13 protein-coding genes are annotated in these 17,368 nt (G+C 66.3%); 9 read left to right on the plus strand and 4 right to left on the minus strand.

Annotation, left to right across the window (positions count from 1 at the left end; all coding sequences use genetic code 11):
- Positions 1–204: 204 nt before the first annotated feature.
- Positions 205–5,667, minus strand: a complete 5,463-nt coding sequence (locus tag AC3ERS_RS30120; RefSeq protein WP_431971508.1) for an ATP-binding protein — start codon at positions 5,665–5,667, stop codon at positions 205–207.
- A gap of 423 nt (positions 5,668–6,090) precedes the next feature.
- On the opposite strand from AC3ERS_RS30120, the gene AC3ERS_RS30125 reads away from it, so the two are divergent.
- Positions 6,091–6,459, plus strand: a complete 369-nt coding sequence (locus AC3ERS_RS30125; RefSeq protein WP_431971509.1) for a hypothetical protein — start codon at positions 6,091–6,093, stop codon at positions 6,457–6,459.
- 388 nt (positions 6,460–6,847) lie between these two features.
- Positions 6,848–7,153, plus strand: a complete 306-nt coding sequence (locus AC3ERS_RS30130; RefSeq protein ID WP_431971510.1) for a hypothetical protein — start codon at positions 6,848–6,850, stop codon at positions 7,151–7,153.
- Between the two features lie 13 nt (positions 7,154–7,166).
- Here the strand turns inward: AC3ERS_RS30130 and AC3ERS_RS30135 are convergent, their stop codons facing one another.
- Positions 7,167–7,973, minus strand: a complete 807-nt coding sequence (locus AC3ERS_RS30135) for an alpha/beta fold hydrolase (protein WP_431971511.1) — start codon at positions 7,971–7,973, stop codon at positions 7,167–7,169.
- Between the two features lie 278 nt (positions 7,974–8,251).
- The gene (locus AC3ERS_RS30140) at positions 8,252–8,803 is read right to left on the minus strand and encodes a hypothetical protein (RefSeq protein WP_431971512.1); all 552 of its coding nucleotides are present in this window, start codon (positions 8,801–8,803) and stop codon (positions 8,252–8,254) included.
- On the opposite strand from AC3ERS_RS30140, the gene AC3ERS_RS30145 reads away from it, so the two are divergent.
- The 3 genes from AC3ERS_RS30145 (at position 8,802) to AC3ERS_RS30155 (ending at position 11,224) form a co-directional block, all read left to right on the plus strand.
- Entirely contained in the window at positions 8,802–9,218 is a 417-nt protein-coding gene (locus AC3ERS_RS30145) for a hypothetical protein (RefSeq protein WP_431971513.1), read from the plus strand. The two genes, AC3ERS_RS30140 and AC3ERS_RS30145, sit on opposite strands and share 2 nt — an antisense overlap.
- A 287-nt stretch (positions 9,219–9,505) precedes the next feature.
- Positions 9,506–10,417 carry a class I SAM-dependent methyltransferase gene (locus tag AC3ERS_RS30150; protein ID WP_431971514.1) on the plus strand — a complete coding sequence of 304 codons (912 nt, stop codon included), beginning with the start codon at positions 9,506–9,508 and terminating at the stop codon, positions 10,415–10,417.
- A gap of 246 nt (positions 10,418–10,663) precedes the next feature.
- Positions 10,664–11,224 (plus strand): hypothetical protein, encoded by a 561-nt coding sequence (locus AC3ERS_RS30155; protein WP_431971515.1) that lies wholly within the window; start codon positions 10,664–10,666, stop codon positions 11,222–11,224.
- Here AC3ERS_RS30155 and AC3ERS_RS30160 read toward each other — a convergent pair.
- Positions 11,215–11,451, minus strand: coding sequence for a hypothetical protein (locus tag AC3ERS_RS30160; RefSeq protein ID WP_431971516.1), 237 nt, complete (start codon positions 11,449–11,451; stop codon positions 11,215–11,217). The genes AC3ERS_RS30155 and AC3ERS_RS30160 overlap by 10 nt on opposite strands.
- A gap of 18 nt (positions 11,452–11,469) precedes the next feature.
- On the opposite strand from AC3ERS_RS30160, the gene AC3ERS_RS30165 reads away from it, so the two are divergent.
- The 4 genes from AC3ERS_RS30165 (at position 11,470) to AC3ERS_RS30180 (ending at position 17,326) form a co-directional block, all read left to right on the plus strand.
- On the plus strand, positions 11,470–12,126 hold the full coding sequence (locus tag AC3ERS_RS30165; RefSeq protein ID WP_431971517.1) for a hypothetical protein: 657 nt from the start codon (positions 11,470–11,472) through the stop codon (positions 12,124–12,126).
- A 26-nt stretch (positions 12,127–12,152) separates the two neighbouring features.
- A complete protein-coding gene (locus tag AC3ERS_RS30170; RefSeq protein WP_431971518.1) occupies positions 12,153–12,308 on the plus strand; it encodes a hypothetical protein in 156 nt (51 codons plus the stop codon).
- Between the two features lie 21 nt (positions 12,309–12,329).
- The gene (locus AC3ERS_RS30175) at positions 12,330–14,111 is read left to right on the plus strand and encodes an ABC transporter ATP-binding protein (RefSeq protein ID WP_431971519.1); all 1,782 of its coding nucleotides are present in this window, start codon (positions 12,330–12,332) and stop codon (positions 14,109–14,111) included.
- 863 nt (positions 14,112–14,974) lie between these two features.
- Positions 14,975–17,326 (plus strand): hypothetical protein, encoded by a 2,352-nt coding sequence (locus tag AC3ERS_RS30180; RefSeq protein WP_431971520.1) that lies wholly within the window; start codon positions 14,975–14,977, stop codon positions 17,324–17,326.
- Positions 17,327–17,368 lie beyond the last annotated feature (42 nt).

The raw sequence follows: 17,368 nt of genomic DNA on the forward strand, positions 1-17,368 counted from the left end.
CGGCGCCGAGTTCGGCCACGGTCAGCATTGGCCTGGTGCTGACACCGTCGGGTCGACTGGCCGCGAAGCTACTGCTGGAAGCAGCCGTCGGGGCGTCAGAATCACCGAGTCCGTTCTGTGTGTGCTGACGTCCCGCTGCATGCGCATTTCGCCCTCGATTGCTCGCTGCCGACCGGCAGCGAGCAATCGAGAGGTCAGGTGGGATCACCCAGGCAGGCCTGCCTCGATGGCGGCGATGATGCGTGGGCGCATGTCGGAGGCGCTGATGATGGCGTCGACCGAACCGACCTCGACAGCGCGCTGGATATTGTGCACGCGATCGAATTCCGCCGCGACATCGCCGAGCTTCTCGGCCCGCACCGACGATCGGATCTCGTCGAGCTCTGCGATCAGGGCCATGCGGTCGGCGCCGGTCGCGTTCGCCGCGCGCGCCTCCAGGTCCCGCACTCGCGGATCCGCCGCGGTTCGAGTGTCGACCTCACCGGAGAACACCACCGCCGCGGCCGGCGCGCCGCCGAGCACCGAGGCGAACGAACCTTCCAGGGCGAGCACGGTCATGTTCGGGTTCAGCGCCTTCGAGAACACCACGAACGCGCCGCCGTGGTAGCGCGAGATCACGCAGAACACGATGGGCCCCTGGAAGTTCACGATCGCGCGACCGATTTCGGCGCCGTACTCGAGCTGCAGCTTCCGCATCGATTCCGGTGAGCCGTCGAAGCCCGACAGGTTCGCCAAGACCACCAGTGGGCGGTTTCCACTGGCCGTGTTGATGGCTCGCGCGGCCTTCTTCGACGACCGCGGGAACAGCGTGCCCGCCGTGTAGGTGTCCGGGCCGTCGGTCGACGGGAATCCGCGCCGCGGCACGCCTCGCGATTCGATGCCGAGCAGGCACACCGGGATGCCGCCGAGCCGTGCGTCCTGCACCACCGCGGTCTCGGCGTCGGCCATGCCCGCCCAGCGTTCCAGCACCGGGTGGTCCTGGTCGGACAGCGCCCGCATCACGGTCCGGATGTCGAAGGGCTTCTTGCGGTCCGGGTTGGCGGTGGCGGAGAAGATCTCGCCGACGGTCGTGAAGTCGCTGTCCGCCATGGCATGCGGGAAGTCGGAGACGTCGCGATCGAGGGGGTCGTCGGTCCGCGACCGCCGCGGCGCCTGCTCACCGGGCGCCACATAGGTGTGGTCGTAGTGCGACATCAGCACGTCTCGTGCGGCGAGCAGGTTCGGCGCCCAGTACTGGGCCTGCCCGTTGGGGCCCATCACCCGGTCGTAACCGCCGATGCCGAAGTTGTCCTCGGCCGACACACCGCCGGAGAAGTCCAGCGACTGCTTGCCGGTGAGCACCATCGCGGAGTCAGGTGTCATCACCAGAATGCCCTTGGTGTGCATGAGCATCGTCGCCTCGGCGTTCCAGTACGGCTGGGCGCCGACATTGATGCCCGCGACCACGATGTTGATCTCTCCGCCGTCCTGGGTGAACTCGACGATCCGCTTGAGCGCCGCCGCCACCCAGTCCATGTTCTCGGTGCCCGACTCCATCGAGATCCGGGCGCCCGAGGACAGCGCGTACCACTCCAGCGGCACCTGCATCCGTTCGGCGAGGTCCAGTGCGGCGATCACTCGGCGGCATTCCGGTTCAGACAGTGCGCCAAGCGATTTCGTGGGATCACCGAGCAACACCACCCTGGTGACGCCGTCCGCGTACCGCTCGGTCGGCGTGGTGACCACGCCGGCGACGATCGCGGCTGTGTTGCGTCCCTTGGGCCGGTCGACCGGCACGAGCGTGTGGTCGTCGTCGAGATCGTACTCGGCGAACTCACCGAGCAGCCCGGTCAGTTCGTAGGGGTACACGGTGTTGCGGCTGCTGGCTCGCAGCACCTTTTGCCGGTAAGCGTCGAGCGGCTCGATCACCTCGTCGATCCGGTCCCCGATGGTCACCGTGGTGCCGCCGGTGACGTCGAAGGCGACCCGCACGATGATCTTGACCAACTCGCCGGTCTCCGGATCGGGCTGGCGGGCGATGAGGAGGAGTTCCTCCAGGCCGGCGCCCACGGTCGTGGCTTCCACGCGCTCGATGATCGAATCCAACTCGGCCCGGGTGAGGTCGAGCGGCGGCCAGACGTACATCACGATCCGATTGGTGTGCAGGCGTTTACCCGACGGCCGCCGGGACTGTGCTCGCCGAATCGCGTCGACGCAGGCGGTGAGGGTGCTCTCGGCCGTCGGGAGCGCGAGCAGCCTGCCATCCTGCTCCCGCAGTGCGGCCAGGTCACGGACCTGCGTGAAAGCGACGAGTCGCTCGTCCGACGGATTCTCTTTCGCGAGGCACCGGAACAGGTAGACCTCTTCGTCCGAGGACGGCAGGCGGGTGAGGTCGAACTTGCGCAGCCGCTTCAGCTGCATCCGCTCCGCGATGTATGGGTGCAGGCCACGGATCAACCGCTCCTCGGCCAATCCGGTGGCCGACGGACGGAAGGTGAAGTGGTGGTGCATCACCGCACCGCCGCTACCCGCGACCGTCGCAGTGATTCGGGACACCTGATTCGGCAGCGGTTGTGCGCTGAGCGCCTGCTGCAAAGCCTCGGCCATCGCATCGAAGTCTTCCGGCTGCTTCTCCCAGCCGAGGTAGATGTCGGCCTCGATGGACGCGGCGCCGCTCGCCAGTTCGGCGAGCCCGCGCAGGACGGTGGCGAGGGCGTCGAAGCTCACGGCGGCGGAGACCAGGGACAGACCTCGACGCTCGGCGATCACGAACGCGCAGCCGCCGACCTCACGGGTCCGAACGTCGGCAAGGCCCTTGTTGCCGTAGTACCGCCGGGTCAGCACCTCCAGCATGACCGTGTTGTCGGCGCTTCCGCGCGCCAGCCGCTGGCCGAGCAGCCGCACCAGCGGCTCGGTGCTCCGCACCATCTCGGCGAGGCGCTCGCCGCGATCAAGGGTCTCCGGGTGCGCGTCCAAGTGGCTCAGGTGTTTGCGGACATCGGCGTACACGCGGGCGCGATTACGCCGCAGCAACGGCTGGCCGAACCAGGCGTACACCACCCCGCGAGTGAGGTCCGCGATGACGGGGAAGCGCACCTGTGTCGCGGCCACCAGCCGCTCCAGCGTCAGACCGACGGGCTCGCGCAGCGCCCTGTCCGGCACCGGCTCCCGCAGCCACTCGCGCAGCAATGTCGTGATGATCGTGACGGTGTCGGCCGGACGTTGCTGGGCGAGGAAGATACGGAAGACCGCGGCTTCGAGGTCGGGGGTGCGCTCCAGCTCGGTAACGCCGTAGTGCTCGAGCGCCTTGCCGAGTTTGGCCTGGTATGACGCGGGCAGCCCGGCCCGCTCGACATCGAGGCTCTGCAGATAGGTGTGGAAGTACTCGCGGGCACTGTGGACGTGGCTTTGGTCGCCGTCCTCGTCCCAGGACCGGTTGTGGCTCAGTTCGGCGAGGTCGGCGAACACCTGCACGAGCTCGAGTTCCTCGGCGAGGGGCCTGCGGTTGTCGGCGATGGCGGCCCGGCGCGCGACGAGATAGTCGTCGACCACTCGGCGATCGTCGTGCGGGTCGACGTCGAAGCCAAGGAGCAGGCTGCGCAGATCCTGCTGGCCGCGGGTCAGACGCACATGCGGTTGAACCGGTGCGGACTCGCGGGGCAGATCCAGCTCGACCGAGCCGACCGCCGTGGTGTCCGAGTCCTCGTCGTCTTCGGCGAGCGGTTCCAGCCGCAGCAGCGGCGCGCCGGTCTCGACCTGAGTGCCGACGGATACACCGCACTCCTTCAGCCGGGCCCGGAACGGCGCACGCAACACGGTTTCCATCTTCATGCTTTCCAGCACCAGGACCGGCGCACCTGCCTCGACCTCGTCGCCGATCTGCAGCGGCGTGGCGACGACCAGCGCGGGGGCCGGGGAGCGGACGACGCCGCCCTCGTCGCGGCTGATCCGATGTGCCACACCGTCGACGTCGACCATGTGGATCGGGCCGTGCGTGCCGGTGATCACGCGGTACCGGGCACCGTTGACGACGATCTGCCCGGAGTGCCGATCGAAGCGTTCGAGATCCACGTCGGCGGTCCGAATATCGCCACCCGCCTCGACACCGACACGGAACCGATGAGCACCGATGCGTGCGACGCGCACGCGGTAGCCGACTCCGCGCAACTTGAGGTCGCGCGGCCTACCGCTCTCGTGCTGCACCTGAGGCCGGCCGCCGGACGCCGTGGACAGCAGGCGGTGCCGCTCCACCCGCTCTTCCTCCTCGTAGGCGTCGATGGCGGCAGCGGCCAGCGCGATGGTGGAGTGGCGGTGCGACACGAGACGGCCTTCGCCGCGAACACGGTCGATCCAGCCGGTGTCCGCGCTGGCATCGAGTACCTCGGGCTGGATCAGCAGATCGAGCACGAAGCTCTTGTTGGTCACGCCACCCTCGATGACGACCCTGGTCTCCGTCAGTGCCCGGCGCAGCCTGCCCAGCGCTTCGTCACGATCGCGGCCGTAGGCGATGATCTTCGCGATCATCGAGTCGAAGTCGGCGGGAATCGTGTCGCCCTCGCTGACTCCGGTGTCGACGCGGATGCCCGGCCCGGCAGGCAGATCCAGCCGCGCGATGCGGCCAGGGGCGGGCGCGAAATCGCGGTCGGGGTCTTCGGCGTTGAGCCGGGCCTCGATGGCGTGCCCGCGTTCCGCCGGAGGTTCGCCCTCGAGCCGGCCTCCGGACGCGACCAGCAGCTGGGCCCGGACCAGGTCGAAACCGGTGGTGGACTCGGTGATCGGATGCTCGACCTGCAGGCGGGTGTTGACCTCGAGGAAGGCGAACTGCTTGTCACCGGGGTGGTAGAGGAACTCCACGGTCGCGGCGCCGCGGTAGCCGACGGCGATCGCCAGCCGCTCGGCCGACGCCTTGAGCTCGGCGGTCTGCTCGGGGAGCAGCACCGGCGACGCCGACTCCTCGATGATCTTCTGGTTGCGCCGCTGCACCGAGCAGTCGCGGACGCCGAGTGCCCAGGCGGTACCCTGGCCGTCCGCGATGACTTGAACCTCGACGTGCCGGGCGCCGGTCACCAGCCGCTCCAGGAAGACCACGCCGCTGCCGAAGGCACGGGCAGCTTCCTGACGGGTGCGCTCGTAGGCGTCGACGAGTTCGGCTTCGTTCGTGATCACACGGATACCGCGGCCACCGCCGCCCGCGGTCGCCTTCAGCATCAGCGGGTAGCCGATCTCGGCCGCGGCCGCCAAGGCGTCTTCCACGCTCTCGACCGCACCGCGGCTCCATGGCGCGACCGGCACGCCGACATCCTCGGCGATCAGCTTCGCGCCGATCTTGTCGCCGAGTTTGCGCATCGCCTCCGGGCTCGGGCCGATGAAGGTGACTCCGATCTGCTCGCACAACTCCGCGAACGCCGGGTCCTCCGCGACGAAACCCCAGCCGACCCATGCGGAGTCGGCCTTGGTGGCGACCAGCGCGCGCTCGAGTGCCTTGAGATCCAGGTACGGGCGCGCGGACGCCGGACCGAGGTCGTAAGCGATGTCGGCTTCGCGCACGAACGTCGCGTTCCGGTCGACGTCGGTGTACAGGGCGACGGTTTCGATCGGTAGCCCGGTTTCCGCGGCCAGATCTCGGGCGGCATGGATGAGGCGCATGGCGGCCTCTCCCCTGTTCACGATGGCGATGCGGTTGAACACTCGCCGGCTCCTTTCCCAGCACTGGCCCGGTCGGGCGGGTTGCGACTACCGGTCCCGCGTAGTGTGCACCTCCATTTCCGCAGGTGCACAGCGTGCGGCTGTTACCCACGCGTATCGTGGGCAATGTCTCCCCTGAGGTTATGACAGCAGTCGAGGAATTCCTCGGCGCGCGGCCGACGGAACTGTTCGAATGCGTCGGTATACGTCATAGGTATCGCCTCTCGATGTCGTAGCGTTCCAGGTCTTCGAGACCCACCGAGCAGACTCGAGTCCACCACTTGCCAGATGTGTTGACCTACAATGCTTCTCTCGCGAAGGTTTCTCTGGTTTTCCGGGGCCACGCGACAGCGGGCCGTCTACGATCGTCGGAAGTGCGCCCGAGAAGCTCTGGAACGCTCCACCGCAGTGTGGGAGGTGATCTGTGTGCCCGACATCCTCGATGTACTGCACGCTCGCTGTGCCGAGATCGCGGGTGAGGCGATCCTCTCGGGCGAGGAACATCCCCACCTCACCCTCACCACACGCGAGGTAGAGGACCTGCTCGACCACATCGCTGACCTGCACCGTCGCTACCGAAACATCGACCTCGCTTACCGCGAGCTCGACCACCGGTACACCGTGCTACGCCGAGCGGCCCGCGAAGCCACCGAATCGTTGGAGAGGATCCGTGCCGCGCTGGAACAGCGCACCGCGCACCCAGAGGCCCATGCGCGCCAGGCATGCACCATCGCCGGTTTCGCCGCCCGGAATCTCGCCGCGGCGAGCCTGAACACGGACAGAACAGCGAGCTGACGCTCCGCGGATAGATGGTCGAGGCCCTGGTCGCGCCTGCCAGGACATCCGGACGAGCGGCATACCCATCCGCCGTGCGAGTGCCCATTTCGCTGCTTCGGGAACGAAGGGGTTCAGGACTCGACACTGCGCCGACTCCGTGAGCGTCGCTGGTATCGGTAGTCAGTCGTCGACGACAGCGTCTTCCAGGCTGAGCTCGTAGTCGTCGAGTTCAGGGTCGTAGGAGTCGGGTGCAGAGAGGTCGCTGGCGATCGCGCCGGACTGTCGGGCAGCTGCGGCGTATGCGATCCGGTCGTCCTCCGACCCGACCAGCGAGCGCCACGGCGCGATCAGCTGGTCCAGGTGCGCGCTGATTGATGTGTCCGGGGTGGTCGGCGAGGATAGCGGAATGTCTGGTGTGAAGTTCGTGCGACGCGTCGATGGGTTGACCTATGAGTTCGACCGTGACGGGGAAGCGCATGGCTTCCCGTCGTATAAGCGGGTCGACCTCGATATTTGGTGTCGCCGACTGCCCGGCTTCGGTTGGGTGGTGTGCGACGCGGCCGATGAGGTGTCGAGCCGCCCGTTCGACGAGGCCGGGCAAGGCGAGCTTCCGCCAGAGGGCGTGTGGGTGAGTCGCAAGGGTGAACGATCCTATGTCTATGACCTCGTGCGCACCGATGCTCGAGCGGCGACCGATCTTGGATCGCGGTAGGGCTGTTCGGTTTTCAGCAGGGCGTAGAGAACGTCGCAGCTCGGGTCACGGCGGCGGCGAACGTTCGCGGGCTCTCCAGTGGAATGAAGTGCCCCGCATCGTCGACGTGGCAGACCCGTAGGTTGGCGAAGTAATCGGTCAGCCGATCGGCCCAACTCCTGGGGAACAACACGTCGTTCTCCGGCCAGAGCACAGTGGTGGGTACGGCGAGGCGCTGGGTCGGCTCGGGCGCGCGTTCGGCGGCGATGCGGGCGACTCCTCCTGCGCCGACTCGGTACCAGGCCAGGGATGCTGTGAAGGCACCCGGCCGGGAGTACACGGCGACAAGGTGATCGAGATGATCTTCGGCAAGGACGAAGTCGGGTCCGGACCAGTGCGACCAGAAGTGGAGCAGAAAGGCGCGTACGGCGTCGGCCTTGCCGTCGATGAGTTCGTCGGCAAGCCGGAGCTGGTTGAACGACACGTACCAGAACTCTTGTTGCGCTTCGACGGAGAGGATCCGTTCACCGATGCCCGGCAGCGGCGGCGTGAGCACCAGTTCCCGTATCAGATCTGGACGCTGGCGCGCCACGGCGAGCGCGATCCTGCTGCCGATGTCGTGCCCGCCGAGGACTGGCCTGTCCAGCTGCAGTTCCTCGATGAGTCCGATGACGCTGCGTGCTTGCGCGTCGGCGCTGTACTGAGTCGAAGGGTCCTCGAGGTGCTTGTCGGATGCGCCGAAGCCGCGCAGGTCCGGCACGACGACGTCGTGCATCGGCAAGAGCGGGACCACGTCGCGGTATTCGGTCCTGTCGCTGGGCCACCCGTGCAGCAAAACCACCGGGGTTCCAGCCCCCATTCGGTCGTAAGCCAGCCGGAACCCGTCGATCGCAGACGTCCGCTCGACGTGCTGACTACCTGGGCGAGACGACACCCGAATCCGCCATTTCCGCGAGCAGGGCAAGACCTGCGCCGCTGGTTGTCATTCGTGTAAGACAACGGCTGAGGCCCTGATGAGTACGAGCGTCAGTGTCGCACAAGGTTATCGGGAGCAGATGGCCTCGAGCTTCAGTGGGCAGCGGAAGCCGACTATGGCGGCTGTGAACATGCCGATGGTTGTCATCCTGGCGTCCCGATTCCGGGCGAGCAGACGACTCGGTCGGGGTTCGCTCGCAAGTATTTGAGGCCCTGTTTCATGTAGACGCGGGGGTTGGTGTCGAGGTGCTTGGCCCACAGCGGTCTGGGATCGCCGCGCATCACGCTCCAGCAGGCGAGCGCGTAGCCGAACATCGGCTGCGACAGATAGCCCAGCCGCTGGGATCGCCAGCCGTGGCGGCTCTGGGAGAACTGGAACGCCGCATTGGCGTTGAAGACGCCGAGCCCCAGGTACACGGTGACCAGATCGGTGAGCTGCTCGCCATCATGCCGCTCGGGCACGATGCGGTCCTCGCCGAGCAGCCGTTCGTGCGCCAGCTCATGGGCGACGGTCGCTATCAACGCGACCGGCGAGCGCATCTGGGACATCGAGAGCGACACCACCGCGCGGCCGCGCTCCAGGCGGTAGTGTCCCGCCTCCCCGTGCGAGGAACCCTCCAGAAACGCGACATCGTCGGGCAGCACATCGCCGTCCGCGTCGACCTCTACGACGATGCGATCCCGACGGACACCCATGTACCCGCTCACGCGCTCGACCAAGGAACGGACCTCCGGCTCGGTGCCGGAGTACGCGTCCGGAAAGAAGTCCGAAGTCGGCAGGATCACCGGTGTTCGCAGCGTCCTTGGTCCGAATTGCGCTGCGCACCAGCTCAACATCTCCTCGACCCACAGCCGCTCGATCTCCCCCACCGGGCATGTCGGCTTGAAAAATCCCATGCGGCATTATCTCTGGCGACTCGAAGCACCGCGCCGCTGCGCTATCCGTTCCGGATCCGTGACGGGCCGTCGGTGGTGCACCGCTGGGCCATCACCGATGACCGTCGTCGAATACGTCGACGGCAGCGTGATCCGACATCAGACCGAACTGACCGCCTTCAGCACGACATCTGAGCACTCCACCGGGGAATATCCGGCAACCATGAACCCCTGACGACGGAGAATCGGTCGGCCAGAGCTCCGGCAATGTCGTGAAGCGAGCGTGTGACCTGGGGTTATGGCGTTCTGTTCGAAGCGGGCACAGCGACAGCGCGCAATGATCGTGGAACGCCCGACAGTGCCATCTACTCGAGATACCCCCGCTACCCGCGGTGTCATCGTGGGGCGCAGAGTCGGGCGTTGCCCGGAGGTTCTCCATGAGAGGAAGATCGATGGGGTGGATGCGGGGCGTTGGCTCCGCTGTAGCAGGGCTCTGATGATCGCTGACACCATGGGGTGATATTGATGCGAACGGACGGAGACAGCTGGGACATCGTGACGAGCGTGGGTCTCACCGCCCTGGGCGTCGCCACGTTTCGCGCACTCGAGACGATCGATCGCGAGCCGATGATCCACGACGACTATGCGGCGTGGTTTGTCGAGGCCGCGGGTGAACCGCACTTCCTGGAGATGCTGAAGGACCCTGCGTCGGTGGGCGCAATCGGTCTGTTCGGGCGGTTCATGGGGGTCCGGACAAAGTTCTTCGACGAGTTCTTCGCCGCGGCGTGGCAGCGGGGTGTGCGGCAGGCAGTGATCCTGGCATCCGGTCTGGACGCACGAGCGTATCGGCTGGATTGGCCCGCGGGCACGGTCGTCTTCGAGATCGATCAGCCACGTGTGTTGGAGTTCAAGGACCGGGTGCTCGCCGATCACGGTGCGGTTGCCACGGCCGATCGGCGTGCGCTGGCGGTCGATCTGCGCGACGACTGGCCCGCCGCGCTCACTACCGCGGATTTCGATCCGGGACAGCCGGCAGCGTGGTCGGCCGAGGGGCTGTTGCCGTTCCTGCCGGGTCCGGCACACGACGCATTGTTCGAACGCATCGACGCTCTGTCCGCGCCCGGCAGCTGCGTGGCCATCGACGACTTCGGCCGCGGCGTGGACCAGCGCCACTTCGACATGGAGGAAAAGTTCTTCGGCAGCAACAGCAACCCGTTCGGCAATCTGAACGTGCGTGACCTGTGGTACGACGACGCCCGCGCCGAACCCGGGGATTGGCTGTCGCGGCACGGTTGGTCGGTCGACCGCGCCACCCCCTTCGACCTGGCCGCCGCCTACGGCCGCCCGATCACCGATTTGCCCGACGACCTGCCCGCCGAGTTGCTCGACCGGATGCGGGAGGCGCGCTACGTATCCGCCGAGAAGCACCGGTGAACCCACAGGACAGGCACCTCGAAACGCCCTGAGATCGGTGACGGTGACGGCTGAATGGCCCGTGCGGGATGTCGAGTACGGTTCGCAATACCTCCATCGCGGATCGCCGAACCTAGATCGGGAACCGATCTGACGCCAACCACCCGGAAATGCCGCACAGTGGTTCGAAACGGCCACCGCAGCCAGCCGATCACTTATGAGCCGGAGGTCAACGGTGAGCGATTCCCGGCCGTAGGCTGACCCATCGTGAACTACCTTGGATCTATCCGAAATCCCGTGCACAACGGGCTTTTCCTGGTGCTGTGTGATGCGGGGGCCCGGTTCGGCGGCTGGGACGTCCACGGCGACGAGCTCGCCACCGAGGGCAGCACGCAACTGGTGCTCGACGGGTTACGCGTCTACGTCGAGGAAGCCCACGGTGACGGCCACCACGAGGTGCGTCGCAGCGATGACGGAACCCTCTGGATCTCACCACCGGTCGAGCCGGGCGTCCGCCCGATTCCAGACGACGACCTCGAACACGAGCCACGTACCGAAACCCAACCAATGGGGCTCGTCGATGTGCCGAGTGGCACGCTGGTTCTCGCCCTCGCCTATCCGCCGCTCAATATGACGACCGCCGGTGACCACGCAGGCGTTACCCATGGGGAAGGCGAACGCCTCGACGTCGTGGTCGGCCCCGGTGTTCTGGCGATCACACGCGAGCGCACCTCCGTGGGCCAGACGGTGGCCCTGCGGTTCGCGCCGACGCAGGATGCCTGGCGCGACATTTGTATTTCTTTATCCCCCGGCTGTAGTCACCGCTGAAACAAACGGCGGATGCGCCCGCGGATGCCGACGACGTCCCGAGTCACTGGCGCGGCGATTTCGGCGGCCGCTTCGGACGAGGCCACCTGGGCGAATCGCCTGTGCAGTTGTTCTCGGACCTGGTCCGGAGTGTAGGCACGGCGACGGCGCTCGGCGCGCACGACCACCACACCGGTCGCGACCACACCGGCCGCACCCGCCAATCCCACTGCCTTCCACCACCTCATACCGCATAGGCTACGTCCATGACGGGTACGAGCATCAGTCTCGATCGAGCGCTCGAGATCACCAGAACTGGCGACATCTGGCTGTTCCGTGGCCACTCGGCAGCCGACCGTGCGATTCGGATGACGACGAACAGTCCGGTGAACCATGTCGGCATGTCGGTCGTGCTCGACGATCTGCCCGCGCTGATCTGGCACGCGGAACTCGGCCGATCACTGCCCGACATGTGGACGGGAGTCGCGCACCGCGGCGTTCAGTTACACAACCTGCGCGACGCGGTACTGGTGTGGGCACACCGCTACGGTCAGCAGGCCTGGTTGCGCCAATTGAACCGTCCGGCAACCCAAGAGATGGAAGACAGCTTGCTGCGCACCATCGCCCGACTCGACGGAACCCCCTTCCCTTCCACTGCCGGTCTCGCCGGACGCTGGCTACGCGGCCGAGTACGGCTCCCGCGTCGCCGATCGAGCCGAGCGGCCGCCCAGGAGCTGGAAAGCGCGTACTGCGCGGAAATCGTGGCCGCGACCTACCAGTCGATGGGACTGCTGCCGCAACACCGAAGCCCCAACTGGTATGACCCCGGACGGTTCTGGAGCGGTGACGGACTACAACTGAGCGGCGGCTACGGACTGGGTGGCGAAATAGCCGTGCAAACACCCGCCGGGCCGAACTCCTGACGACCGCGGCCGATGGTGTGCACGCGGTGGCCGTGTTCTTCGCCGATGTCATCGACATCGGACTTGCAGGCTTCGACTGGCCCTGCGGGTTACGGGAGTGGCCCCGGCTCGCGATCGGCGGATATTCGCTGGCGGTAACCCGCCTGGACGCGGGATCATTGCTCACCTGTATCGCTCGTTGATTCGAGACGTGAGGGGGGAGCATGAGTTCACGCGCAACGGCGGTCAAGCTGGTGCTGCGCTTTTATGGCCGGGAGATGGCCTCTCGCAAGGCCCTGACGATTCCGGCGCTGCTGGCACCGGCACTCGGCAATATCTGCAACCTGTACATCGCACCGCTGATCGTCGCCATGGTGGTCGGCCGGGTCGCGGTGACCGGGGATACGAGTTTCGGGGCCCTGGCTTCGTACATCCTCGCCTTCGGTGGCGCCCTGCTGCTCGCGGAACTGCTGTGGCGCATCGGGATTCACTGCCTGAACCGAGTCGACGCCTACGGCATCGAGCACTTGTACATACTCGCCATGGACGAGCTGCTCGCCAAGGACGCGGCGTTCTTCCACAACAACTTCGCCGGTTCGCTGACGAAGCGCTCGCTCAGCTTCGCGGCTCGGTTCGAACAGTTCGTGGACACCCTCGCCTTCGAGGTTCTGGCGGCACTGGTGCCGCTGGTGTTCGCCTCGGTCGTGTTGTGGCGCTACAACCCCGTGCTGGTCGTCGTGCTGGTGGGGATGATCGTGGCGACCTCGCTGGTCATGATTCCTTTGATTCAGCGCCGTCAGAAGCTCGTGGACGACCGAGAGGCCGCCATTGCGCAGGTCTCCGGGCATGTGGCCGACAGCCTGGCCAATATGCAGGTGGTGCGCGCCTTCGCTGCCGAACCGCAGGAGGCCGCCGAGCATCGGCGGCGGGTCGCCTCGTCGCGGCGAAAGTCGTTGCGCTCCTGGGATTACGCGAACCTGCGGATAGACACGCTGGTGGCGCCGCTGGTGGTGCTCACCAACGTGATCGGCCTGCTGATCGCGCTGAGCCTCAGCGGCAGAAATGCCGGGGTGGAGGCCATTGTCGTGGCATTCACCTACTACTTCAACGCCACCGGGATCATGTTCCGGTTCAACCAGATCTACCGGCGGTTGGAAACCGTGCTCACCGAGGCGGCCCAGTTCACCGAACTACTGCTGGACGAACCGAAGGTGCTCGATACCGAACGCCCGGAAGCACTGCGGCCCAGGGACTTCGACGTGCGGTTCGAGAGAGTGAACTTCACGCACGGGGGTGCGCGGCAGCTGTTCCACGGATTGGATCTACACGTGCCCAGTGGCGCCAGGGTAGGCCTGGTCGGACGATCCGGCGGCGGCAAGACCACCATCACCCAACTGCTACTGCGATTGATGGATATCCAATCCGGAACCATACGCATAGGCGGGCAGGACATCACCCGGCTGCGGCAGGCGGATCTGCGCAGTCTGATCGCCTACGTGCCACAGGATCCGGCCATGTTTCACCGGACCCTGAGCGAGAACATCCGGTTCGCGCGCCCGGACGCCACGGACGAGGAGATCCTGCGGGCCGCCGAGGCCGCGCATGTCACCGAGTTCGCCGACGCGCTGCCACAGGGTATGGGAACACTCATCGGCGAGCGCGGCGTGAAACTGTCCGGCGGCCAGCGCCAGCGGGTCGCGCTGGCCAGGGCCATCCTGCGGGACGCGCCCATCCTGCTCCTGGACGAGGCCACCAGCGCCCTCGACTCGGAAAGCGAATTGCTTGTGCAGCAAGCGCTCTGGGAGTTGATGGAAGGGCGTACGGCGCTGGTCGTCGCGCACCGGCTGAGTACGGTGGCCGGGATGGACCGGCTGGTGGTGCTCGACCACGGGCGAGTCGTCGAGGAGGGGACACACGAGGAGCTGCTCTGTGCGCAAGGAACATACGCGCAGCTGTGGCGGCACCAGTCGGGTGGATTCCTCGGCGAGGACGTGGTCGCCCGTTGATCGGAGTTCGTTGGAGCTGGATCCCGCCGTAAGCACGTGGGAACTTCGAGACGGTTCGCCGGAGCTCGATAGCCTGTTCATCCACGCTGCGCGCGCCGCAGGGTTTCCGATGAGCGAATATTCAGCTAATAGATTTGATGTCGCTGATCCGAGTAAGAATGGATGCGTCCGTCAGGGCAGTGTGGTCGTGTCACGAGCATCAGCAATCGGCGGCCGGTCAGCGCGGGCCGCGACCACAGGGTCTCGCCGTGGTTGGTATTGATCTCGCTCGTCTGCGCATCTGACGGCCGGCTCGGTACGTGATGCCCCGCGGACGGGTGCGGTCCATGATCCGTCGAACGTGCCGTCGTCGACCAGGCACCTACTACAACACCGATCACCGACTCGGATTGCACACGCCTTCAACGGTTTACATTGTACAGTCCACGCGATTCCGCGCCGCGCGCCGCGTCGGATCTCGGGCAGGTCACGACTGTCTGAAGCATTCGTGGTTTGTCTCGCCGACTTCGTGCACGACCGTTACAGTACCGACGTTCGGGCTGGTTGGAGACCTGGGATGTGGTGTGGCAGTGATGGCTTCGTTGGAGAGGCCCATGCTCGGCGGACGGTTCGGGTTGTGGAGTTTCGCGAGATGGGCCGCGCAACGCCTTCGTGGAGTGCCGCGACCGGGTGAAGCCGCTCGAGACATGCCGACGGTTGGTGATCAGGGCTCCCAGGCACCGAACAATGTCCATGCGCTTCCGCTGAATTCCACACCGGCACCGCAGGATTCGGACAGCGACAACCTCGGTTCGGTACGAAGGCATGGCCGCCGGGATGGCGAGCCGGGAATCGATCACAACTTTTCGAAAGGCCAGACAGATATGACAACTCCCGACGTCCGGGTGACGATCACGGACGACGCGGCCTCCGCCGAGGAGACGACGACAGCTACCGCGGGCGAGGGGGCGGTAGCCGAGCAGCGGACCGCTACCGCGGCCGAGGTCGAAGCGTCTGTCGCAGCGGGCGACGCGGTGTCGGCTGAGGGCGAACCGACGGCTGAGGAAGACGTGACGGTTGCTGAAGGTGAAGCGGCGAAGGAGGTTGCGGAAGCGGTGGCCGAGGACGACACCGTTGCCGAAGGTGGGGAGGAGACCGCAAACGTAGCACCCGAGGCAACTGCATCCTCGGTTGCCGAGAACGAGCCGGTTGCCGAGGCCGAAGCCACGGTAGTCGAGGGTGAGTCCGCCGCCGAGGAGCCGGCTGTCGAAGCAACTGCCGCTGAGGCCGAAGTTGCCGCCGAGGCCGAAGTAGAAGGGGACACAGCCGAACTGGAGGCGGCAGCCGCCGATTCCGAGCCTGCGGGCGAAGGTCACGTGCCGCAGGCCGATTCGGCTGCCGAAGCCGAAGCCGAAGCCGAAGCCGAGATCGTGGACGCGGCCGAGGAATCGGAGGTGGTGGCTGCGGACGGCGGAGCTGCCACCGAGACCGAGGTTGCGGCAGAGGATGCCGGTGATGTTGCCGTCGACGCTGAAGCGGAAACAGCAGCCGAGGGTGAGGCGTCGGACGCCGGGTCGGCTGTTGAGACCGAAGAGATTGCCGAGGAATCGGAGGTAGCGGCTGCTGAAGGCGAGGGTGAAGCCGATCCCGAGGCCGCGGTCGAGACCGAAGCGGTCGCCGAGGTGGAGGCTGCCGAAAGCGAGGAAGCAGCTGAAGGCGAGGAGGTGGCCGTGGCGGCTGCGGCTGAGTCACCCGTTGCCGAGGGTGAGCAGGTCGTCGAAGCCGAGTCGGTGCTCGACGAGGAGCAGGTCGTGATCGAAGTCGAGCCGGCCGAGGCCGAGTCGGTGGTAGTGGTGGTGGAGGCGGTCGTCGCCGAGGAAGAAGCAGCTGAGGTCGAGGCAGCTGCGGCGACGGAGTCACCTATTGCCGAGGTGGCTGCCGAAAGCGAGGCGCCCGCTGTGGACGAGACCGAGGCCGAGGTGGATGCCGTTGAGGTAGCGGAAGAAGAGGGTGGGACCCAACCCCTCGAGTGGGAAGTGGCCGAAGTAGAGGCGACCGCCGTGGAAGCGCCTGCGGTCGAGGAGGCTTCGAATGCGGGGCCGGTGGCTGAGGCAGAGCTGACGGAGCCGCCTCTTGCCGAAGGTGAAGAGGTCGCCGAAGCCGAGTCCGTGGTTGACGAGGAACAGGTGGTGACCGAAGCCGAACCGGTCGAGACCGAAACCACTACCGAGTCTGCGGTGATGGGCGTCGAGGCTGTCACCGACCAAGAAGTAGCAGCTGAAGCCGAGGAAGGCGCCGAGACCGAAGCGGTCGCCGCGGTGGAGGCTGCCGAAAGCGAAGAAGCTGCCGAAAGCGAAGAAGCGGCTGAAGGCGAGGAGGTGGCCGAGGCCGTAGCGGCTGCGGCCGAGTCGTCCGTTGCCGAGGGTGAGCAGGTCATCGAAGCCGAGTCGCTGCTCGACGAGGAGCAGGTCGTGATCGAAGTCGAGCCGGCCGAAGCCGAGTCGGAGTCGGCGGTAGTGGTGGTGGTGGAGGCGGTCGTCGCCGAGGAAGAAGCGACAGCCGACGCCGCGGAGGATGCCGAGACCGAAGCGGTCGCCGCGGTGGAGGCGGTCGAAAGCGAGACGTTCGCTGCGGACGAGACCGTGGCCGCGGTGAGTGCGGTCGATGTAGCCGAAGAAGTGGATGAGGCCGAGCCCTTCGAGGCGGAAGTGGCCGAAGTGCCCGCGGCAGTTGAGGAAGTGCCCGCGGTTGAGGACACGGCGGAGCCGGAGGAAGAGCCGGTGGCCGTGGCAGAGGTAGCGATTGTGGAAAGTGAGAAGGTAATCGAGGGTGAAGCCGTCGGTGAGACCGAGCACATGGCCGACGACGAGGCCGATCCCTCCGAGAGTGAAGTAGCCGAAGTAGCAGCAGTCGCCGAAGACGTCTCGGCTCTCGAGTCCGAGAAGGAAGTGGGTTTGGTGCCGAACGGAACCGGGGACCTGGTGAGGTATTCGAGTCCAGTCGTACTGGCCGACGGGAACGCTCCCGCCGCCGGTGAGAGCGCGGCGGCGGTCATCCGCGACCAAGCGACGACGATCAGCGACCAGGCGCGGATGATCGCGAAACTTCGGCGGAAGGTGATGGTCCTCGAAACCATCATCAAGACGCAGGAATCCCAGTCCGCCTCGATGGTCGGCGTCATTTCGACCTACAAGAACGAATTGACCAGTCTTGCAATAGATCTCATAGATCTCTGATCCGCCGACCGCGGAACGCCGGGAAGTGCCTGCACGCTGATA

Source organism: Nocardia sp. bgisy134, assembly GCF_057708325.1.